This window comes from Fusibacter sp. QWL-12, assembly GCF_058683495.1.
In genome coordinates this window covers 751,865-774,172 of the sequence record NZ_CM178745.1, presented here as the reverse complement: position 1 = coordinate 774,172, position 22,308 = coordinate 751,865, and the positions used below count along the sequence as shown (strand labels likewise).

The following is a 22,308-nucleotide window of genomic DNA, read 5'->3' as shown; positions in this document are numbered from 1 at the left end:
TAAGAATTTACTATTTACTATATAACTTGCCCACGATGGAGGAATTTTATGAAGCGACTCACCCCTCTAAGGTTTAAATCAATTCGGACAGCTTTTATTATGCCAATATTACTTCCATTAATGTTTATATTGACACTACTAACTTATCTACTATTAAATGGCGCTGATCATGTTTCTAAAATTTCGATAGAGACGGTTTCAGAACAATCCATGGTTCAAGTAGATGATTTATTAATGCACCATTTATCTGAAGCAACACAGCTCAATGCGGTAAATGTAGATAACTATAACACTTCTATACTAAATATTGAAAGTACACAAAATAGAGAGCGCTATTTCTCTAATCTAATTGCAAAATTTCCAGAAGTTACTATGACCTATGTTGGCTTTCCGGACAAGACGTTTTACGGTGCAAGACGATCGCAGGATGGCAGTATTCAAGTCGTTAAAAATAATAGTCAGACATCAGGGGCATCAGAGTATTATAATATTGATGAACATCACGACGCTTCAGATTTTGTTGAAAAATTTGACGCCTATGATCCGACCTTAAGACCCTGGTATATCAAGGCAGTAAAGACACAAACACCTGTTTTTAGTGATGTGTATAATCATTTTGTCTTTAAACAACCAACTATTACCGCGAGTTACCCAGTTATAGAAGAGGGAGAAGTGGTCGCAGTGTTTGGCGTGGATTACCTACTAACTTGGTTAGGAGAAACGCTATCTACAATTCCAATTAGAGAGAACGGACTAATCTTCATCGTAGATGAAAATAATAAATTGGTGGCAACCTCGAAATCATCTGATGATATATTTAAAATCGTCAATGGCAGTTCAGAGTTGATTAATGCTAAAGAAAGTAGCAATTTATTGGTTCAAAGAGCCGTTCAATTAGATGCTGCTGAAATCAATCAAACCATAAAAGTGGAGGGTGATAAATACAGTGTCAATCAAATGGCATTTAATCTACTGAATTTGAATTGAAAAATTTATGTTTTGCTCTCCTATGATGATTTTGTTGATCAGATGAATTCAGCGATTAAACAAACCATTACTGTAATTTTATTCAGTCTTATTTTGTTCATTATTATTTCATGGCTAGTAACGCGCTGGGTAACCAAACCGATTTATCATCTAAATAATGCAGCGAAAAAGTTAGCAGATGGTAAATTTGATTTTGTGACAGACGAAGTACGGCGTGACGAGCTCGGTCAACTTTCTCTATCGTTCAACGAAATGGCCTTAAAGCTAACTAGCTTAGTGACGACGCTTGAACAGCAGGTTGATGAAAGAACCAAAGATCTTCAGGAAATGAATGAATCCTTGAGCCGACTCTCATTTAGCGATGGTCTTACTGGATTGCCCAATCGAAGGAAGTTTGATGAATTTTATAGTACTGTTTTTGGAAAGAATGGTAGTCATAAAAGAGAAATGGCAATTATTATGATGGATCTGGATAACTTCAAAGCATTCAATGACACCTATGGTCATCTTGTAGGGGATGATTGTCTTAGAATGGTGAGTATCATATTTAGTCGTATTATTTATAAAAATAAGGATTTAGTCGCACGTTTTGGTGGCGAAGAATTTTCTGCAGTTTTACAGGGCTATTCGAAATCAGAAGTATATGATCTATGTGAGACCATACGAAATGAAGTTGCCAATACACCGCTTCAGATTTCTGAAACAGAAACAGTCTTTATTACGGTTAGTATTGGATACGTCCACTTTATACCAGATTTAAGTAAATCAAAAGAAGAATATATTAAATGTGCTGATCAGGCACTATATAAAGCAAAAAGTCTTGGTAAGAATAGATCAGAATCATTTTGTGAGTAATATTACAGTTATATTACAAAGGCATTGATAATGATTATCATTTATGCGCCTTGGATATATACTCCTTAAGCGAAATTTTCATCCATTTGGATGTTTAATAACAACTTAGGAGGTCATTATGAAATTTGTACTACCAGAATTAAAATACAACACGGAAGCATTAGAACCTTATATTGATCAAAAAACAATGGAAATTCACCATCAAAAACATCATGGTGCTTATGTTAATAATTTAAATGCTGCACTTGAAGGTAAAGCAGAGTTTGAGAATTTATCAATTGAAGAATTATTAAAGGGGTTAGATAAACTTCCTGAAAGCATTAGAGGAGCTGTTCGAAATAATGGTGGTGGTCATTACAATCACACACTATTTTGGGAAAGTTTAACGCCAGGTGGTAAATCTATTTCACCAGAGTTTGAGTCTAAACTTAATGCAGCATTTGGATCTTTGGAAGCATTTAAAGCTGCTTTTAAAGATGCCGCTTTAAAAAGATTTGGCAGCGGCTGGGCATGGCTTGTCTCCGATGGTGGTAATTTGAAAATTGTAAGCACACCTAATCAAGATGCACCAATTTCTGATGGATTAAAAGAATTATTGGGACTAGATGTTTGGGAGCATGCCTATTATTTGAATTACCAAAACAGACGTGCGGACTATATCGAGGCATTTTGGAATGTCGTGGATTGGTCAGTCGTTGAAAGTAGATTATAAGATTCATTAATTATGAGCTCTGGTAAGTTGCCAGAGCTCTTTAATTTTGCAATTGTTTCAGTTGTGTTAAAATTTGGAGCTCAACGCTAAGATGGTTTTGTCTAATTTGAGTAATACATGCGTTAGGAAATAAAGAGGTTGTAGCTTTGCTTTTTAATTGAGAATTAGTATTAGAAGCTTGGAAAATTTGATATAATAGTACACAATAATTGAAATAAATGCATTTGGAGGATTTTATGAAATTTGTAAACTGGAACGTAAATGGAATCAGAGCTTGTATTAATAAAGGTTTTCTAGATTATTTCCACCAAGTGGATGCAGATTTCTTTTGTCTGCAGGAAACAAAGGTATCAGAAGGACAAGTGGCTCTTGAACTCGAAGGATATCATCAGTATTGGAATTACGCTGTCAAGAAAGGATATTCAGGTACGGCTATATTTTCAAAGCATGAACCTCTTTCAGTAGCATATGGCATTGGCATTGAGGAACATGATCAAGAAGGACGTGTGATTACCATTGAACTAGATTCGTTTTATCTGGTTACGGTTTATACACCTAACTCAAAATCGGCGTTAGAAAGATTGTCTTATAGAATGCAATGGGAAGATGATTTTAGAGCTTATTTGAAGAAACTAGAGAATCATAAGCCTGTCATCGTCTGCGGGGATTTAAATGTGGCTCATAAAGAGATAGATATAAAAAATGCGAAATCAAATATGAGAAGTGCAGGCTTTACAATTGAAGAAAGAACTAAGATGACAGAGCTATTAGATGCAGGTTTTGTTGATACATTCAGATACTTTTATCCTGATAAAACGGATGCCTATTCATGGTGGTCGTATTTTGGAAAAGCGAGGGAGAAAAATGTTGGCTGGAGAATAGATTACTTTGTTGCTTCAGAAGCGTTAAAGCCAAGACTTGTTTCAGCAGCAATTGACGCACATATAATGGGAAGTGATCATTGTCCTGTTTTATTAGAAACTGAGTAGAAGACTAAATGCATTCACATATCGTTTAGGTAGAGTTGGTATAAAAATTGCATTTGATAATAGGTACTAATTATCGAAGGAGTGAACGGTTTGAAAAATATGTTTAAGTTTCTTGATGAAAATCAATATGTAATTGAAGAACTCACGGATGCGATTGTGGTAATTGACACAGAAGGTAAAATTACACACATTAATAAACGTGCCTTGGAATTACTTGAAGTAAGTCACGAAAACGCAGTTGGAAAGACGATGCTTTCTGTCTATCCTGAGTCGAAGCTCAATCAAACTGTAACCACTCAGAAAGTAGAAAGAAACATAAGACTCAATGTTCACAACAGAGTATGCATCGCTTCAAGAGTGCCTCTATATAAGGATGATGTCGTAATAGGTGCAATTTCAATTTTTGATGATATCACTCGCATGGAGCAAATGACCAGTCGCATAGAAGCGGATCGAAGCGAAATGTCAATTCTCAAAACAATATTAGAAATCGCATACGATGGTATAGTCGTCGTAGATGTTAATGGCTATATTACAATGATTTCTGATGCTTATAAAAAATTTATTGGTATTGGTGATGATCAGGTTATAGGCAAGCATGTTACCGAGATTATTGAAAATACGAGAATGCATATCGTTGCTCAGACGGGTATTCCCGAAGTTAACGATTTTCAAGAGATACACGGTGACTATATGATGGCGACGCGTATTCCCTATTATGTAGATGGTAAAATCGCGGGTGCAATCGGTAAAGTTATCTTTAGAAATGTTTCTGAGCTACAAAACATTAATAAAAAATTTAGCCGGGTTGAGAAAGAACTTAAGAATTTAAAATCAGAAATTAGCAGTTTGCATCGTGCAAAGTATAACCTAAACCAAATCATTACAGGCAATGAAGAAATAAATAAGTTGAAGAGTTATGTCAATAAGTTAGCACATTCGAAATCAAGTGTTTTGATACAAGGTGAAAGTGGAACGGGTAAGGAATTGTTTGCACATGCCATTCATCTTTCAAGCCATAGAAGAGAAATGCCATTTATCAAGGTAAACTGCGCTGCAATCCCAGAACACCTCCTTGAATCAGAACTTTTTGGCTATGAGAAAGGTTCATTTACAGGCGCAGACAAGAATGGCCGTATCGGTAAGTTTGAGTTAGCGGATCAGGGCACTATATTTTTAGATGAAATTGGAGATATGCCTCTTCAAATGCAGGCTAAAATACTTAGGGTGCTTCAAGAAGGCGAAGTTGAACGAATTGGCTCTAACACACCGAGACAAGTTGATGTTCGTATAATAGCTGCTACAAACAGAAACCTAAAAAGCATGGTTGAAGAAAAGTCTTTTAGAGAAGATTTATATTATAGACTGAATGTCATTAACCTAATGATTCCACCTTTGAGAGAACGTAAAGAGGATATTTTACTCTTATCCAATCATTTTATCGATCAATTGAATCAAGAAAATCACGGTAAGCTTAAAGGCTTATCAGAAAAGGCGCAAATGCAGTTATTTGCTTACGATTGGAAAGGCAATATTCGAGAGCTTAAAAATGTTATTGAACGTGCTTATAATATTATTGAGGGTGAAGAGTTTGTTCAGCCTTGGCATTTACCAGCACATATTAATAGTGGTAAATATGTGACGACGAGCGAACCGTTAAAAGAGCTTGTTGATGCTGCTGAAAAGAAAATTATTTTAGAGAGATTGATTGCTTTTAAAGGTAATAAAAGCAAAACTGCTGCTGACTTAGGAATTTCACGTATGGCACTTCACAAAAAACTTGATAAGTACGATATGAAGTAATTTATCAAAAAATATTTGCAAATTTTATATGAATTTACAATATAATTTCAACCGTGTTTCAAAATCAAATCAAAAAGTGTAAACGAAACTTTACAAGGGTTTATTAAAACGATTTACTGTAAACGAATGTTGACACTGGTGAAAAAGAGTTACGACAAGTGTAAATAATAATTTACACTTGTTTTATTTTTGTCAATAATTAATGCGAATTTTATTAATAATGACGTAAAAAAAGACGAAAAATACCAAAAATAATTAAATGGATGTACAAAAAGTTGGCATGGGAATTGCTTTTTATTATTGGCGTAGGATATTAGTCTATGAAAGGATGTATTTTATGGTGAAGACACTTAGGAACCCAAGGTATTTCAATGCGATTTACCAGATATTGTTGGCGATAGTTATTGCTCAGCAGATTTACGCTCCTCAAGGATTCAAATATGTTCACTTGGCATTGGTGTTCATAAGAATGATTATCTCTGAGGCATACGATGCAAAACATCGTTTCCAAAAAAATGAGGAATACTTTATACTAGCAATTTTGGTTACCACACTTGTTTCTATCGTAGAAAAAATCCTTACAATCAACCTTGGCTTGGTTTACTTGTTAGCCCTTGCAGTTGCAGTTGTCTTAATGGGTACTTTTTTAAAGACCATAATAGATGACTCTAAAAACTATCAAGGGACGACAAAGTTTCATGCCAAACACGTTGAGATGCTTCAAAAAGGTAAAGTTTTTACAAACGGCATACTTTATCTGATGTTGGGCATCTGTGGACTGATTCTCTTGTATGTTTCATACGAAATCATCAAACTATTAAGTTAGGGGGACAAACAAATGTTAGGTGTAATTGCTATTATCTTTACACTGTTAGCACTGATGTACTTAGCTTACCGCGGTATCACAGTGTTAGTATTAGCTCCATTGCTCGCTATGCTCGCTGCTATCTTATCAGGCGAGATTCCTGCACTTTACGCACTTTCTAGCATTTTCATGCCAGCAGCTGCAGGCTACATCAAGTCATACTTCCCAGTATTCTTGGCAGGTGCAATTTTTGGTAAATTAATGGGTGTTACTGGTGCAGCTACTTCTATCGCACACTTTATTTCAGAAAAAGCTGGTAAAAAGCATGCGATTGCTGCTGTTGTTGTTGCAACAAGTTTATTGACTTATGGTGGTGTTTCACTTTTCGTAGTTGTTTTCGCTATGTACCCAATCGGCGCTATGCTTTATAGAGAAGCAAACGTTCCAAAACGTTTACTTCCTGCAGCGATCGCACTTGGCGCATTTACGTTTACTATGACAGCTATGCCTGGTTCGCCACAGTACCTCAATACAATGCCTACAAAATATTTTGGTACAACAATCTATGCTGGTTTCTGGTTAGGAATCATCGGTTCTGCATGTATGTTCTTCGGCGGTTTGTGGTGGTTAAACAGACGTGCTAAGAAACTTAACGCTGCTGGTGAAGGCTATGGTAACCATGAAAATGAAGGCTTACACGAAAACTTTGATGATATTCCAAATTTCTGGGTTTCTATCGCTCCAATCATCATCGTATTTGTAATGAACTTCTTCTTAACAAATTACTATTTCAAAATGGACTCTGTAATCAACAAATTAAAAGCATACAATCCAGATGCTACTATTGATGGTACATGGCCAGTAATTATCGGTCTTGGCGTAGCAATCGTTTACGTTTTGATCTTCTTAAGAAAATATCTACAAAATACTAACAAACAAATCTTTGACGGTGCTGTAGGATCGTTATTACCGATCTTCAACACAGGTTCTGAAGTTGGTTACGGTGGCGTTATCAAGTCTTTAGCTGCATTTGGTACAGTTAAGGCTGCAATCGTTGCTATGGCAATCCCTTCAGTATTCAAAGTGGCATTCTCTACAACTTTATTAGCAGGTATCGTTGGTTCATCATCAGGTGGTACAGCTATCGCTCTTGAAGTTTTAGCACCAGAATTTTTAGCAATGGGTATCGATCCAGGTGCACTTCACAGAATCATGTTAATCGCAGCTGGTGGTCTTGATTCATTACCACACTGTGGTGCTGTTATCACATTACTTTCTGTATGTAAGTTAAACCACAAAGAATCATATTTGGATATCGCAGCACTTACAGTTGTAATTCCATTAATCACTGTTGTAGTAGTATGTTTAGCATACTTGTTATTTGGTATCGTGTAATAAAAAATAGAAAACTCAAATTATTTAAATCAAATTAAATTAACACTTGAACCAGATCACTTAAATGAATGTCGGATGGGGTCATTAAGACCCCACCCGCATGTTCTATATAATTAGGAAAATAAAGTTGGGATTTTAAATAGACTTTGATAGCAGCCTTTGTTGCTGTCATATTTCGGAGGGACAAAATGAGTAAGGTGATGACGCTTGAGGCGGCGATTGCACTTATAAAAGATGGCAGTACGATCGCAACCGGAGGATTTGTTGGTAACATGCATCCAGAGGCATTAAGTCGAGGGATGGAAGAAGCCTTTACAGCAGCAGGACATCCTAGAGATTTGACGCTTGTCTATGCGGCTGGACAAGGAGATGGAAAAAACAGAGGATTAAACCACTTTGGACAAGAGGGAATGGTTAAAAGAGTTGTAGGGGGTCACTGGGGACTAGCGCCTAAATTGGGCAAACTAGCACTAGAGGAAAAACTTGAAGCTTATAACTTTCCACAAGGTGTAATTTCGCATCTATTCAGAGAGATTGCTGGTAAAAAACCAGGCGTTGTTACAAAAGTAGGTTTAAAAACTTTCGTAGATCCTAGATTAGAAGGTGGAAAGATTAATGCTTCTGCTAAAGAAGATCTCGTCGAGTTAATGCACATTGGCGGTGAAGAATGGTTATTTTATAAATCATTCCCGATCGACGTTGCATTTATTAGAGGGACTTATGCAGATTCATTTGGTAACTGTACATTTGAAAAAGAAGCATTGAGCTTAGAAATGCTTTCAATCGCTCAAGCAGCAAAAAACTCAGGCGGTATTGTCATTTTACAAGTTGAAAAAGTTGTTGCAGATGGAACGCTCAATAACAAGCTCGTTAAAATACCAGGCATATATGTAGATGCAATTGTAGAAGCAAAACCAGAAGATCATATGCAGACATTTGCTGAACAGTATAATCCTTCATATAGCCAAGATATTAGAGTACCTGTTAAAAGCATCCCGCCACTTGAACTTTCAGAAAGAAAGTTAATAGCAAGACGTGCTGCAATGGAACTTAAACCAAATGCAATTACGAATCTTGGTATCGGTATGCCAGAGGGCGTTTCTATTGTTGCGAACGAAGAAGGCATAGATGGCCTAATTCTGACGACAGAAGCGGGCACAATTGGTGGTATACCAGCTGGTGGCCAAAGCTTTGGTGCAGCAACTAACCCAGATATGATTATCGATCAGCCTTACCAATTTGATTTCTATGACGGTGGTGGCCTTGATGTTACTTTCCTTGGTCTTGCTCAATGTGATGCTAAAGGAAACGTTAACGTTTCAAAATTTGGTCCAAAGGTACCTGGCTGTGGCGGCTTTATTAACATCTCCCAAAATGCTAAAAAAGTGGTCTACTGTGGTACCTTTACTGCTGGCGGTTTAGAAATTGCAATTGAAAATGGTGAACTAAAAATCGTTAATGAAGGTAAAGCAAAGAAATTTATTAAAGAAGTGGAACAAGTAACTTTCTCTGGAGATTATGCGTTTGAAGTTGGTCAGCCTGTAATTTATGTTACTGAGAGGGCAGTATTTGAAATTACAGACAAAGGATTAACATTAACCGAAATCGCACCAGGTGTAGATTTAGAAAAAGACGTTATCGGACAAATGGAGTTTAGACCTGCGATCGCAGAACCGCTAAAAACCATGGATATCAGAATTTTTAAAGAAGATAAAATGGGCCTCATGATATAAGGAATGGCAAAATAGTATAAGGAGTGTAAAAATATGAGATTAAAAGATAAAGTAGCTGTTGTTACAGGCGGCGCACAAGGAATTGGTAGATGTATTTGTGAAACATTTGAAAGAGAAGGCGCTACTGTTATCGCAGTAGATATGAATAAAGCAGAGTTCGAAGCTACTAACATTCATGGCTATGCACTTAACGTTACAGATAGAGCAGCAATTGAAGCTTTTACAAATGAAATCGTTGCTAAATATGGAAAAATTGATGTACTTGTAAATAATGCAGGTATAACAAGAGATGCATTAATTAATAAAATGACTGAAGATATGTGGGATGCAGTAATTAACGTTAACCTTAAAGGTGTTTTCAACATGACGCAATCAATTAGTCCAGTTATGATGGAAAACGGTCAAGGTAGTATTATCAATATCGCATCAGTTGTTGGTGAGTATGGTAATGTGGGACAATCAAACTATGCTGCAACTAAAGCTGGCGTCATCGGTATGATGAAAACTTGGGCAAAAGAATTTTCTAGAAAAGGGGCAGCAGTTAGAGTAAACAGCGTTGCTCCAGGATATGTTAATACAGATATGATGAAAACAGTACCTGACAAAGTTCTTGATCCAATTAGAGAAAAAACAATGTTAGGTCGTCTTGGCGAACCTCAAGAAATTGCAAATGCAGTTTTATTCTTAGCAAGTGATGAATCATCGTTTGTAACTGGCCATAACTTATCAGTTAACGGCGGATTAAGATTGTAGGAGGCAGTAAATGAGAGAAGTTGCAATAGTATCTGCTACTAGAACCCCTGTCGGTGCTTTTGGCGGTGCTTTAAAGGACGTATCAGTTGTGGATTTAGGTGTGATAGCTGCTAAAGAAGCAATTAAAAGAGCTGGCATCAAAGAAAGTGATATTGATGAAGTCCTCATCGGAAACATCTTAAGTGCAGGTCAAGGTCAAAATATCGCGAGACAAATCGCTATTAACGCTGGTCTGCCAGTAGAAATTCCAGCGATGTCACTTAACATTCTCTGTGGCTCAGGTCTTCGTTCAGTTAGCTTAGCTGCTCAAATTATCAGCAGTGGTGGCGCTGATGTCATCCTTTGCGGAGGTGCTGAGAGCATGTCTAATGCGCCTTATTTAGCGATGCAAAATCGTTGGGGCAGCAAAATGGGCCATGTTCAAATGGTTGACCATATGATTAAGGATGCATTAACGGATGCATTTAATGATTATCATATGGGCATCACAGCTGAAAACATCGCTGAACAATGGCATTTGACAAGAGAAGAACAAGATGCCTTTGCAGTAACCAGCCAAAACAGAGCTGAGAAAGCTCAAAAAGAAGGCAAGTTTGCAGATGAAATCGTACCTGTAGTGATTAAAACTAGAAAAGGTGAAGTGGTTGTCGATCAAGATGAGTACATCAAACACGGTGTGACCATGGAAACGATGGCAAAACTTAAACCAGCATTTAAAAAAGAAGGTACAGTTACAGCCGGTAATGCATCTGGTATCAATGATGGTGCTGCAATGGTTGTTGTTATGAGTCTTGAGAAAGCAAAAGAGTTAGGATGTGAAGTTCTAGCAGTTATTAAAGGATTTGGAACAAAAGGTGTAGATCCTTCAATTATGGGATATGGACCGGTTCCAGCTACTAAAGCAGCACTTGCTAGTGCGGGCTGGACAGTTGAAGATTTAGAGCTCATTGAAGCTAATGAGGCATTTGCTGCTCAATCGCTTTCAGTTGTAAAAGATCTTGGACTTAATCCAGAAATCGTTAACGTGAACGGTGGCGCTATTGCAATAGGTCATCCTGTTGGTGCAAGTGGTACAAGAATTCTTGTTACATTGCTTCACGAGATGCAAAAAAGAGATGCAAAAAAAGGGTTAGCAACATTATGTATAGGTGGCGGAATGGGTACAACGTTACTCATTGAAAGACCATAAATGAGGTAATTGAAAAATAAAAAGGCAATTCTGTGAGCTATCCCCATAGCACAGAGTTGCCTTTTTTAATATTACAAAGTTACATTTTATGAAATTGATTGGTTTTTTGATCATAGAAAAATCCAGCTGCAGTCAGGGTATCGCTTAATTCTCCTAAGTTCAGCTCCATATCATCACACAGTGCTTCTAAATCAGGATAAAAATCACGAAGCTTCATATTAATGACACCTAAAAGTATAATCGGATCATGAGGCAGTTCCATTAAAGTTCACCTCCTTATCTTTAATGGTTTTTTAATTCTTAGGATGTTTACTTATGCTATAATGATAAAAGATATGTATAGTAGAATCAAGTCTATGCATGTACATAGTTATTTAGGAGGATTACATGAATAAAAAGCTTATAATATCACTTGCCGTTGTCTTATGCGTAGCAATCGTCGGCGTATTTGGTTTCGGTATAGTCAAAGACATGCTGATAAAGAAAGATCCAGTTAATTATTTGTTATACAGTACAACAAAAAACAACCATACTGCCGTAGACGCTAGTTTTAATGGTAAATTTGAACTTGATAAAGAGGCGATGACATCTAATATGATGATGATATCTGCAGATCCAGAAGCCATGGCAACCTTTGTGACCTCTCTAGTGAACAATGTCACTATAGATGGTAAAGTTGTTTACAAACTCGATGGTAAAAATGCAGCGTTCCATTTATTTGAGAGTATGAATCTGAACTATGCTGGAAAACCGCTAATTGATTTTGCTTTTGGTATTGATCAAGAGCAGATGGTGATCAAGAGTAACACATTATACGACAAAGGGTTTGTTATGACTAAGTCTGAACTCTTTGATATGATCAACGAAGAAGAAGGCGTCGATCTAAACAAAATTGAAATTCAAAAATACATCGATGCTTTAAATCTTGAAAACGATTCGAATTACAAAGCTTTAACTAAAGATATTAAAGGATATGAAAATATCATCAGAGCATTTTTAGGTGGTCTTGAAAAAGGCGAATCTATTACAGTTACATTAGATGATGGTTCAAAAGTAAAATGTGACACACTTAAGATGACTGTAACCTATGATCAAATGCTTGATATGTATATCGACTTGATGAACGAAGCACGTAATGATGATGAATTAAAAGTATTGGTAAAATCTAAAGCAATCGAACTGATGAACCTAGTGCTTTCATCTGGCGATTATGAAATCATGGGCATTGATAAAGCTGAGCTAGAAACTGCAATCACAGAGTTTGACACGAATTTCGATACAGATTGGAATAATGGACTTGATGAAATGATTGCTATGTATCAAGACATGAAGGATCAAATGAGTACCGTTCTTGTTACAGACATCAACTACGATGTAACCGTAGCAATTGACAGCAAGTATCAAATCAGACAAATGACATACGCGATGGACATGATGGGGATTAAGATGGCTCAATCCGTTACTTTCAATGCTTTTGATGGTGATGTTGTGCCTGAGACTCTCGCAACACCAGAAAATAGTATTTCTATTTTAGCATTAAGTGAAGATGAAGATTTAGCAGCTGAAACGGGATATGATATTATGGATCAAGGTTTAACCAATATCATCGAAGGTGAAGCTCTAACAACACTGATGACTGATTTAAAAACATATGCAGAAGTGTTACCTGCTGATGAAAAAGAGGGCATCGTTGGAATCGCTGAGTATTTCTTTGAAAATAAAGATATGCTAAAAAGTTTACTGATGATGAATCTAGGTTTCTAAAATGGTTTCACCAATATCAAAGAAAAATAGGATAATTGAACTGGATATTATTAGGGGATTTGCATTATTTGGCGTCCTACTGGTAAATTTAACAATGATAGATGCGACGTTATATACTGACGTCGCATCATCTTTAACTGAATCGTTTTCGCTAAGTCTGTGGTTAATTGATACGCTTGCAGTCGGTAAATTTTACTCACTGTTTTCAATGCTGTTTGGAGCAGGCTTTTATTATTTTGTGTTTAAAGATGCATCGAGATTAGATGACGCAACACTATTGAAAAATACATCGTTATTTAAACGCAGGCTGATCATACTGCTCTTCATGGGGCTACTTCATATGACGATGGTTTGGTATGGCGATATTTTGCACGTCTATGCTTTTACTGGCTTTTTTTTAATTAGGAAACGAGATAAAACACCGAGAGCTTTGATTCAATCCGGTTTAATGTGGTGGCTTGTGTCAGCTGTGATTTTCGCTTATATTTCAAGTTTCCCATCATCCATGAATGATGAGCAAGCAAAAACTGCATTAATGGCTTATCAAAGTTCAAGCTATTTTGAGATGCTTTTGTACAGAATGACGCACGAAGTACCATTGGTTCTTACCAATATAGTGTTGGTTCCAATTAGGATATATGGACTTTTCTTGTTAGGCTATGGCTATGCAAAGTCAGGTTTTTTTAACCGGATTGAAGAACATCAGCTTTTGATCAAAAGAGTAGCGCTAAGCACGAGCTTGATTTTTATAGCAGTAAGCATTGCTGAGAATGTCTTATCAAGTGGTTTTTCACAAAGCTTATTTAAAGAACTCAGCACATTATCAGGCGCTACCTTCTATGCTTGTGTTTTGATTTTGTTCTGTCAAAACAGATGGACAAGGGGCATCGTAAACCCATTGGCTAGCTTGGGACAAATGGCAGTCACGAATTATTTAACTCAAACCGTTTTCTTTACATTCTTTTATTATGGTTATGGATTCGCTAAGTTCCAGAGTTTAGAGCCAGTAATGTATTGGTATTTAGCACTCGGATTTATCATGCTACAGATCATAGTGAGTAATTTATGGCTTAAACGTCATCGCTTCGGTCCGGTCGAGTGGGTTTGGCGTCGGTTGACATATAAACAAAATCCGAAAGTGGTCTAGGGCCGCGAACGATTCGCCTAATGATTTGAAGCGTACCCTCTTCATTGGGTTTAATTCGCCATTCAATAAGTGATATATGATTATTTTCTATTTCTATACCGGTGATATTTCTAGGGTGGATGCAACAGCCTGTATTGAAGTAAGGCAATTCGCCGTGTTTAGGAAACTTTGGTCGATGCGTATGTCCGACTAAGAGCATTTTGCGCTCTTGCTCGATAAATTTATAATAATTGTCTTCAAGTTTGTGTCGTTTGTGCGCATTTTTAGCAGGACTTGCCGGATTCTGAAAGCCGACAACGTGAAAGTATCGCCAAAAGTACCGGCTTAAAGTTCGCATGACTGGCCAAAGCTGGTCGTTGAGAAAATCTCCTTGATGACCATGTGTAACAAACAACTCTAATGGCGAGTCTTCGCAGGTAAGTACTACGGATTCTTTAACTTCTATATTGGGAAAGAGCTCGTTAAAAAACTCTTCATATTCATCGTAAAAGGTGAATAAATGTTTTTGTGCTTGAATCTGATGCTTGAAAGCCATGTTGTGATTGCCATAAAGCATAATAAAGCGATCTAAATCATAGAACTTTCTTAGTAACATGAAAACGTCACTATGTGCATATCGAATCACATTAAACTTTTTATGTTCCCAGAGTTCGTCGCCGTCACCGACTTCGATATAGGTGAAGCCTGCATCATAGTAGTGAGAAAGTGCATAGGCATATAGATTTTGATTGTGTGCAAATTCATCTGCAAGACTGTTATCACCGCGATGAACATCGCTAAAAAAAATATATTTTGAGTCTTTGTTCAGTGGGAGTCTTGAGGCATTTTCGTATGCAGCTTGTAGTTTTTTTATAGTAAACATAGATTGCCTCCAATCCATATTAAAGTATTTCTTCAAATAGATAAAATCTAATTGGAGCTGTTGAAATCTAAATCAGATGACCAACAGCTCCTTTTTATTTAACAATAAAGATTTCTATTTGATGCTATATCTGTTTGTGTTGTGTAAAATTGTCGATTAGTTCAAAAACCTTTATCTCCTGTAACCATTCCTGTGGGATTTGTGAATAGCCAATTGCTGCGCCCTGTAGCATTCCTAAGATCATACCGCGACCAGCAGAATCACCACCAGAAAGAACATTTTGATTCATACTTTTTACAAAATCACCTGGGTACTTTAATAGCAAATACAGCACTGCCGGAAATGCGAACTGGCTAGAGCAGCTCTGACCAATATCATGTATGACAGAGGCCGTCTCTTCATTAATTCGGCTATTACACATTTCAAGTAGTGATTGAACTTTTGGATAACTAACTGCAACTTTATTTAACGTGTCTACAAGTGGTTTTCCGATAACCAACTCTAAAATAACATCGGTAATAAATTGGCTGTAGTAAACCAGAGTATCGTTATTATGTGTTAAACGCGTTTCTGATTCAACTAATGTTTTAAGTTCAGGATCATCAAAATGATAATAGATCAATGGGGCAACACGTGCTAAGCCTCCCAGCTCGTTTGAGGATGAACCCTTTACTGTGTTGCTATCCAAAAGCTCAATCGATTCTTTAGACGCTCGATCCATGTACCCTTCATATTTGCTCATAAAAGTAAGCCAATGCTTTTTGAAGACCGATAGTGAAAAACCATTGTTTGAAGCTATGCTCTTAAGAAGGAGTAAGCTTTGATCCCCATAATGGGTGAAATCACCTTTTACCTTACCGAGATGAAAGCTATCTTTTAAAGGTGTCATCATCAAGTTGTCACGTTCGCTGTACATTGCAAGTTTTTCAAGGTCATATATCCAGTGTAAACCAAGTGCGTATGCATCAGCGACAAAAGCACCAAAGAGCATACCTTTCAATCTCTCCATAAAGGCCTCCCTTCTTCATTTAAGAACGTTGAAAATTATTTTTTAAATTCTACCCTCAATAACTCTGTTTCTGAATATCTTGCAATTGCATAGAGCGCATCTGAAAGACGATTGACGTATTTCATAAGCGTTGGTCTAACCTGTGATTCTTCATGTAAAGCGAGAATTCTTCTTTCAGCCCTTCTGCAGATGGTTCTAGCCACATGCAATGAAGCACTGGTTAGGTTGCTTCCAGGGATGATAAATTGAAATACTTCTGCACGATTCATTTGATCCAGATAATAGTCAATTGTATCTTCTAACCATTTAACATCGTCGTCACTTACTTTTTCAGGGAAGTTCTCTCCGACCGTTGTTGCGAGTTCACCTGCGACGTTGAATAATGTACGCTGAATTCTGAGTAGCTTTTCTTTAATGTCATCATCTGTTGTATACTGTCTTGCGAGTCCCAGATAAGAGTTGAGCTCATCCACTGTGCCATAACTTTCAACTCTTACTGAATCCTTTGGTACGCGTGCGCCATCATACAAACTAGTTTCACCACTATCGCCTGTCCTTGTGTAAATCTTTAGCATAATTTCCTCCCATATTTATTTCGTTATGCTTTATTTACCCTGTTTTTTTGTAAAAACACTTTTTGATTGATTTAGTCTATATTTTACAAATTAGCGTGATATAATGATAATGAGGGAGAATTGGTTTTTCACTTAATAACATTCATTAGGAGGGATTATGGGAGAATATCGTTGTACTGTTTGCAGTTATGTGTATCGCCCTGAAAAAGGAGATTGGATGCATGAAATACCGAAAGGGACTGCTTTTGAGGACTTACCTGATGACTGGAGATGCCCAACCTGCAACCAACCAAAAATGGCTTTTGTGCCAGTAGAAAATAAATAGCGGAGGCGAACATGATTAATAAATACGACCATATCACAGATTATTTTGAAAACACATTTCAACTCGATCGAATCAAAACTTTACCGATAACGGACAAGTTTAGATTAATCAATTACATCAAATTGGTTAGTAAAGCAAATGATATCGCTAAAGCCAAAAACATTGATGCGATTACCAACTCACCAGTTTACAACATCGATCACACTTTTCATCTTTTCATTTCACTACTAGCATCTGAGCTATCGACAGAAGTTATTTCAGATATTATCGAATGTTATGCGTATAACTTTGATGAAAGTGATGTGTACTTCTCTAAAATTGTCATTTTAGGTTCTGGAGCGCTTATGATTCAAAAAGGAATTGAATCAAATGCAATTATCAGCTATCTAATTTCTTTGTTGGGAGAAGAGTTCCTTAAAAACAACTATAAAAGAATCTTCGATGAAAGAGAAGTATTAGACATCGATGAAGAAAATGAAATCGATATCAAATATAAAAACTTTGATATGACATATCGCAAGCTTAAATACGACTTACTTGCTTTAAGACAAATCAAGAAAGAGCAAGGTCATGCAAAAGTTAGAGAGATTATCTTTAAGTATTATGACAACAAAGACTTGTCACTTTATTTTTCAATGTTAGATGTACATGATAAAAAAATCTCTGAATATCTTTATCGAAAGCTGATGAAGGATGCACCAAAAATGGATCGTTTCTTATTAACTGCAAGTAGATGTATGATTAGAGATGTAGATATTATTGATATGCATTACCTTTTAAATGCAGTAATTGGTAAATACACAAACTTTATGAAGCCATATAGCGAAGTGGTTGAAGAAATCAAACTCAGAGAGAATGAAATCCTTAGCTTAATAAAATGAAAAAATTTACAAAAGTAACGGTAATTATCGTACTACTTATAGTCTTTTTTGTCAGATTGGATCAACTGTCTGCGCCACAAAGTCTCGCCTTGCTTATTTTTTTAATTGCTATGCTGTATTTATTTGAAAAGCGTGAAGTAAAAAGAGGTTTTGAAAGTGGTGTGAGACGTCTTTATATTTGTGTAGATTTTGATGGTGTTAAACGAACAATCAATGATCTGAAAAAAAATACATTGTATCGACCTATGACAAAAGAAGCTGTTTTGACACTTGAAAAACTTTTGGCATTTTATACTGAAGGGGATCAAGTAGTTAGCGATGGACTAAATAGTGGCTACTACCAATTTTGGTCAGACCAAGTTGATTTTTTATCTGGAAAATTGCAGGCAGTATCGATATCACCATCAGTTTTAAAGCAGTTAAATCCACTGGATCTTGAAAGGGTTTCCGTGTCAAAATGCTTTATGAAAGATGCGATTGGAGAAAGCGAAAAGCTACGTAGTGAAGTATCATCTACACTTTTGATTGCAGAATTATCGCTTCTTTATGCGACGATTGCGAACGAAGATCGACTTAAACAATACTATACAAAAGTAGCACATAATCTTTCGAAGGGCGCATTTGAAAACGTTATCCTGAGTGAAGACGAATACCATGTTTATTTGATGCATCAGACTTGCTAGAATTTTAGCAAGTCTTTTTTATTTAATTTAGCCACAATCTCACTTTAATATGCCACAAAGCAATTCAAAGTATCAGTTGTGATTGAAGGATGTCTATTTTGGTATAATTAATATAATTAAATGATAACGACTGAAATACTAGAAGAGAGGTGGATAAGTTGGAAAAAATAATGGAAGGAAAGATGGAAGGAAAAGTAGAAAGAAATATAGAAAGAAATATAGAAAGAACTTTTGTAATTATTAAACCTGACGCGGTCATGAGAAACTTAACAGGGGTTATTTTGATGGAATATGAATCAAATGATTTACATTTACTTAAATTGAAAATGCAAAATGCAACACCAGAAATACTTAAGCAACATTATGCAGAACATGTTGAAAAATCATTCTATCCTGATTTGGAGAAATTCATGTTATCTGGACCATTGGTAGCTATGGTACTAGAAGGAGAAGATGCAATCGAAAAGGTTAGAAGATTAAATGGTGCTACAAATCCTGATAAGGCGGAACCACAGTCGATTCGAGGCAAATATGGTACCACGACAACCATTAACTGTGTTCACGGTTCAGACTCTAAAACAAGTAGCCAAAGAGAAATTGAAATATGGTTTTCAGAGAAATAAACAAGAATATTGTATACTTGTTCAACAAACATTGTATGTCTTCCATTAAAGTGATAAATTTGATATATAGCTGATATATCACATGTTTATCAAGGAACAGCTTGTTTCTCTTTTTATTGGTTTGCGACAAGGTTTCGTGTATAATGAAAGTATTCTTAACACGAGGGTGACTATGCAAAAACAATCAAAAACAGTTATTTACGAAGAATTGAAAAGAAGAATAATCGAACTTGAGATGAAACCGGGTGATCCGATTTTCGAAAAGGACCTCTGTTCAGAATTTGGTGTGAGTAGAACACCCGTTAGGGAAGCGCTTATTAAGTTAGCTCAGATTGATTTGGTCGAGTTTAGACCGCGCGTTGGAACCTTTGTCACTCAAATCGATATACCAACAGTAAAGAATGCGTATGAAGTGAAAAAGAATCTTGAAGCATTTGCATCTGAACTTGCTGCTAAAAGAGCAACGGAAGATGAAATTAAAGCTCTATTTGATATCATCGATCGCTTTGGCAAGTATGATTTAGAGATTGATTATAAACAATGCATTCAGGATGACCAGTTGTTTCATGAAATCATTAGAAAAGCTTCAAAAAATGTGATTTTAATTGATACATTGGATTCGCTCAATACGAAAACTGCTAGATTTCTTCAATCCATTCACTACGTAATTCAGCACTATGATATTCTCATTGAATCTTTTAAAAGTATTGCAGATGCAATAAAAAATAGAGATTGTGATGAAGCGAGAATTCAAACAGAGAAACATACGCGGTTGTTCCTAGAAGAAATGTCAAAAAACTTTTTTGCTTAAAGGTTTTTTATAAATTTTAGGAGGATGAAGTATGGAACATCTTTATTCACAACGGGTTAAACAAGTTAAAGCATCTGAAATCAGAGAAATATTAAAATTGACTCAACAACCAGAAATTATTTCTTTTGCTGGAGGCTTACCTGCGCCGGAACTATTTCCTATTGAAGCGATGAAAGTGGTCACTCAAAAAGTATTAAATGAGATGGGCAGAGAAGCTTTACAATATAGTACGACAGAGGGTTATGATCCATTAAGAGAAAAAATTGCACTTCGTTTGAATAGAGATGGATTAAATGCTTCTAAGGAGCATATACTTATTACGAATGGCTCGCAACAAGGTTTGGATTTCACAGGAAAGATCTTCTTAAATCCAAATGATATTGTCTTATGTGAAAGCCCTAGCTATTTGGGGGCAATCAATGCGTTTAAAGCCTATGAATGTGGTTTTAAGGAAATAGATACCGATCAGTATGGCATGGATTTAGAACACTTAGAAAAAGTGATTCAAGAAACACCATCTGCTAAATTTATATATGTTATCCCTGATTTTCAAAATCCTTCAGGAAGAACCTGGAGTAGAGAGAGAAGAGAAGGGCTTGTTAAAATTGCAAACCAGTATAACTTAGTTATTATCGAAGATAATCCTTATGGGGAATTGAGATTTGAAGGAGAACGTATTCCGCCTATCAAATCATTTGATACTGAGGGAAGAGTGGTTTATCTGGGTACTTTTTCAAAAACCTTTTCTCCAGGATTACGAATTGGTTGGGTTTTTGCCTCACCTGAAGTTTTATCAAAATATATCTTAGTAAAGCAAGGGGCTGACCTTCAATCTAGTTCAATCAGTCAAAGAGAGCTAAATGTATTTTTAGATCTTTATGACTTTGACGCACATATTGATTCGATAAAAGCAGTATATAAAAAACGTAGAGATTTAATGATGGCGACAATAAAAGAATCTTTCCCAATCGAAGCAGAGTATGAAATACCTTCTGGTGGATTATTTGCGTGGGTAAAATTACCTAAGCATGTAGATACAAGAGCGGTACTTCAAAAAGCGGTTGAAAACAAAGTTGCCTTTGTACCTGGTGGTTCATTCTTTCCAAATGGTGGACAAGAGAACTTTATGAGACTTAATTTTTCTAACATGCCTGAAGATAAGATTGTTGAGGGCATTAAAAGATTGGGTAATATATTAAAGGAAATAATCTAACGGCATCTCAAAAGGGAGCCGTAAAATAAGAGAGGTTTTTATGATAACGCGGCTTCAACAGTTTTATGTATATGGTATGGTAACTGAAGGCAATCGGATCTTATTGGTTCAAAAGTCAAAAGGACCATACAAAGGTCTTTGGGATTTACCTGGTGGTAAGATCGAATTTGGTGAATCACCTGATACGACATTGATCAGAGAGATGATAGAAGAGACCGGATTAGAGTTAAAAGAGTATAAGTTTTTAAAAACGGATGCTCTCGTTACGCACTATACCGATGAAAATCAACAAAAAGTATCTCTTCATCTTGTGGGTTTTATTTTTAAAGTCAAGTTGGATATGGTGAAAGACTTAATGCCTAAACAAGATGATGACGAACTGGTTATAACGAAGTGGTGTTCATTTGATGAGCTGGATGTGAATGAACTTACACCATTCCTACAAGAAATTCTGATGGAACAGGAGTAAGTCGATTAGAAATATGCTTTAATTGTCACTTAATAAAAATCTTCGGTCATCGAGCCCTCAGATTTTACATCAATTTCTTTGCTGCTAAATAAAATAGCCTTTATCCCTATGGATAAAGGCTATTGTTTTATGTCATAATAGATTTAGGTGGTGATAAAATGACAACTGTAAACAAACAGGAATTGATACGACTTTTGATGGCTTATGAGCCTTATGAATCTTTAGATGAAATATCGAAGAGAAGAACACTTGAGTTCCTTAGTTCAAATGAGCAGGTTTTCGGCTCTGATAACCCATTGGGACACATAACTGCATCATCATGGCTGATTAACTTTAGTGGCGATAGTGTACTGTTGACGCATCATAGTAAACTTAATCTATGGCTGCAATTAGGCGGTCATACTGAACCTTATGAGAGCATTCTTGAATCTGCAATGCGTGAAACAAAAGAGGAATCAGGCTTAGAAGCACTAACTCTACTCAGTTCTGATATTTTTGATATAGATGTACATGAAATTCCTGAAAGAAAAACTCAAGGTGCACATTTTCACTATGATGTGCGTTTTTTAATCAGGCAAACTAAAGATGAGGCCATTGCCATAAGTGATGAGTCTAATGATTTAAAATGGGTCAAGCATGAAGAGGTGTTCGGGCTTACGAACCAAAGATCCGTTATAAGAATGGTTGAAAAGTACTTAAAGTTAAATGAGAGATAATTATCAATT

24 protein-coding genes are annotated in these 22,308 nt (G+C 36.2%); 20 read left to right on the top strand and 4 right to left on the bottom strand.

The genetic code is table 11. From position 1 onward, the window contains the following. The first annotated feature begins 48 nt into the window (after positions 1-48). The 10 genes from AC4PID_RS04135 (at position 49) to AC4PID_RS04090 (ending at position 11,221) form a co-directional block, all read left to right on the top strand. Positions 49-987 carry a cache domain-containing protein gene (locus tag AC4PID_RS04135; RefSeq protein ID WP_492134302.1) on the top strand — a complete coding sequence of 313 codons (939 nt, stop codon included), beginning with the start codon at positions 49-51 and terminating at the stop codon, positions 985-987. A 42-nt stretch (positions 988-1,029) separates the two neighbouring features. Further along, positions 1,030-1,842: a GGDEF domain-containing protein gene (locus AC4PID_RS04130; protein ID WP_492134301.1), complete on the top strand. Its 813-nt coding sequence runs from the start codon at positions 1,030-1,032 to the stop codon at positions 1,840-1,842. A 118-nt stretch (positions 1,843-1,960) separates the two neighbouring features. Beyond that, complete coding sequence (locus AC4PID_RS04125) at positions 1,961-2,554, top strand: superoxide dismutase (RefSeq protein ID WP_492134300.1); 594 nt, start codon at positions 1,961-1,963, stop codon at positions 2,552-2,554. A gap of 236 nt (positions 2,555-2,790) precedes the next feature. Beyond that, on the top strand, positions 2,791-3,543 hold the full coding sequence (locus tag AC4PID_RS04120; RefSeq protein ID WP_492134299.1) for an exodeoxyribonuclease III: 753 nt from the start codon (positions 2,791-2,793) through the stop codon (positions 3,541-3,543). Between the two features lie 99 nt (positions 3,544-3,642). Next, positions 3,643-5,346, top strand: coding sequence for a sigma-54 interaction domain-containing protein (locus AC4PID_RS04115; protein WP_492135355.1), 1,704 nt, complete (start codon positions 3,643-3,645; stop codon positions 5,344-5,346). 469 nt (positions 5,347-5,815) lie between these two features. Beyond that, positions 5,816-6,172 (top strand): hypothetical protein, encoded by a 357-nt coding sequence (locus tag AC4PID_RS04110; protein WP_492134298.1) that lies wholly within the window; start codon positions 5,816-5,818, stop codon positions 6,170-6,172. A gap of 12 nt (positions 6,173-6,184) precedes the next feature. Beyond that, entirely contained in the window at positions 6,185-7,546 is a 1,362-nt protein-coding gene (locus AC4PID_RS04105) for a GntP family permease (protein ID WP_492134297.1), read from the top strand. Between the two features lie 188 nt (positions 7,547-7,734). Continuing rightward, complete coding sequence (locus tag AC4PID_RS04100) at positions 7,735-9,279, top strand: acyl CoA:acetate/3-ketoacid CoA transferase (protein WP_492134296.1); 1,545 nt, start codon at positions 7,735-7,737, stop codon at positions 9,277-9,279. 33 nt (positions 9,280-9,312) lie between these two features. Continuing rightward, positions 9,313-10,032: a beta-ketoacyl-ACP reductase gene (locus AC4PID_RS04095; protein WP_492134295.1), complete on the top strand. Its 720-nt coding sequence runs from the start codon at positions 9,313-9,315 to the stop codon at positions 10,030-10,032. Between the two features lie 10 nt (positions 10,033-10,042). Then, positions 10,043-11,221, top strand: a complete 1,179-nt coding sequence (locus tag AC4PID_RS04090) for an acetyl-CoA C-acetyltransferase (protein ID WP_492134294.1) — start codon at positions 10,043-10,045, stop codon at positions 11,219-11,221. A gap of 79 nt (positions 11,222-11,300) precedes the next feature. Here AC4PID_RS04090 and AC4PID_RS04085 read toward each other — a convergent pair whose 3' ends face one another. Next, the gene (locus AC4PID_RS04085; protein WP_492134293.1) at positions 11,301-11,483 is read right to left on the bottom strand and encodes a DUF4250 domain-containing protein; all 183 of its coding nucleotides are present in this window, start codon (positions 11,481-11,483) and stop codon (positions 11,301-11,303) included. Between the two features lie 125 nt (positions 11,484-11,608). On the opposite strand from AC4PID_RS04085, the gene AC4PID_RS04080 reads away from it, so the two are divergent. Continuing rightward, positions 11,609-12,985, top strand: coding sequence for a hypothetical protein (locus AC4PID_RS04080; RefSeq protein ID WP_492134292.1), 1,377 nt, complete (start codon positions 11,609-11,611; stop codon positions 12,983-12,985). Between the two features lies 1 nt (position 12,986). Next, positions 12,987-14,132 carry a DUF418 domain-containing protein gene (locus tag AC4PID_RS04075; protein ID WP_492134291.1) on the top strand — a complete coding sequence of 382 codons (1,146 nt, stop codon included), beginning with the start codon at positions 12,987-12,989 and terminating at the stop codon, positions 14,130-14,132. Here the strand turns inward: AC4PID_RS04075 and AC4PID_RS04070 are convergent. From AC4PID_RS04070 to AC4PID_RS04060, 3 genes are all read right to left on the bottom strand, one after another. Then, positions 14,056-14,994: a metallophosphoesterase family protein gene (locus AC4PID_RS04070; RefSeq protein ID WP_492134290.1), complete on the bottom strand. Its 939-nt coding sequence runs from the start codon at positions 14,992-14,994 to the stop codon at positions 14,056-14,058. The two genes, AC4PID_RS04075 and AC4PID_RS04070, sit on opposite strands and share 77 nt — an antisense overlap. 124 nt (positions 14,995-15,118) lie before the next feature. Further along, on the bottom strand, positions 15,119-16,003 hold the full coding sequence (locus tag AC4PID_RS04065; RefSeq protein WP_492134289.1) for an ADP-ribosylglycohydrolase family protein: 885 nt from the start codon (positions 16,001-16,003) through the stop codon (positions 15,119-15,121). Between the two features lie 35 nt (positions 16,004-16,038). Continuing rightward, a complete protein-coding gene (locus tag AC4PID_RS04060; protein ID WP_492134288.1) occupies positions 16,039-16,578 on the bottom strand; it encodes a cob(I)yrinic acid a,c-diamide adenosyltransferase in 540 nt (179 codons plus the stop codon). 157 nt (positions 16,579-16,735) lie between these two features. On the opposite strand from AC4PID_RS04060, the gene AC4PID_RS04055 reads away from it, so the two are divergent. The 8 genes from AC4PID_RS04055 to AC4PID_RS04020 all read left to right on the top strand — a co-directional run bounded on the left by AC4PID_RS04055 (position 16,736) and on the right by AC4PID_RS04020 (position 22,299). Further along, positions 16,736-16,903: a rubredoxin gene (locus AC4PID_RS04055; RefSeq protein WP_492134287.1), complete on the top strand. Its 168-nt coding sequence runs from the start codon at positions 16,736-16,738 to the stop codon at positions 16,901-16,903. An 11-nt stretch (positions 16,904-16,914) separates the two neighbouring features. After that, on the top strand, positions 16,915-17,784 hold the full coding sequence (locus tag AC4PID_RS04050; RefSeq protein WP_492134286.1) for a hypothetical protein: 870 nt from the start codon (positions 16,915-16,917) through the stop codon (positions 17,782-17,784). After that, positions 17,781-18,467: a hypothetical protein gene (locus AC4PID_RS04045; RefSeq protein ID WP_492134285.1), complete on the top strand. Its 687-nt coding sequence runs from the start codon at positions 17,781-17,783 to the stop codon at positions 18,465-18,467. Before AC4PID_RS04050 ends, AC4PID_RS04045 begins: the two co-directional genes overlap by 4 nt. Before the next feature lie 182 nt (positions 18,468-18,649). After that, positions 18,650-19,090 (top strand): nucleoside-diphosphate kinase, encoded by a 441-nt coding sequence (ndk, locus tag AC4PID_RS04040; RefSeq protein WP_492134284.1) that lies wholly within the window; start codon positions 18,650-18,652, stop codon positions 19,088-19,090. Between the two features lie 172 nt (positions 19,091-19,262). Further along, entirely contained in the window at positions 19,263-19,901 is a 639-nt protein-coding gene (locus AC4PID_RS04035; protein WP_492134283.1) for a GntR family transcriptional regulator, read from the top strand. A gap of 31 nt (positions 19,902-19,932) precedes the next feature. Next, positions 19,933-21,114, top strand: a complete 1,182-nt coding sequence (locus AC4PID_RS04030) for an aminotransferase-like domain-containing protein (protein WP_492134282.1) — start codon at positions 19,933-19,935, stop codon at positions 21,112-21,114. Between the two features lie 40 nt (positions 21,115-21,154). Next, a complete protein-coding gene (locus AC4PID_RS04025; RefSeq protein WP_492134281.1) occupies positions 21,155-21,583 on the top strand; it encodes an NUDIX domain-containing protein in 429 nt (142 codons plus the stop codon). Positions 21,584-21,741: 158 nt separating this feature from the next. After that, the gene (locus AC4PID_RS04020) at positions 21,742-22,299 is read left to right on the top strand and encodes an NUDIX hydrolase (RefSeq protein WP_492134280.1); all 558 of its coding nucleotides are present in this window, start codon (positions 21,742-21,744) and stop codon (positions 22,297-22,299) included. Positions 22,300-22,308 lie beyond the last annotated feature (9 nt).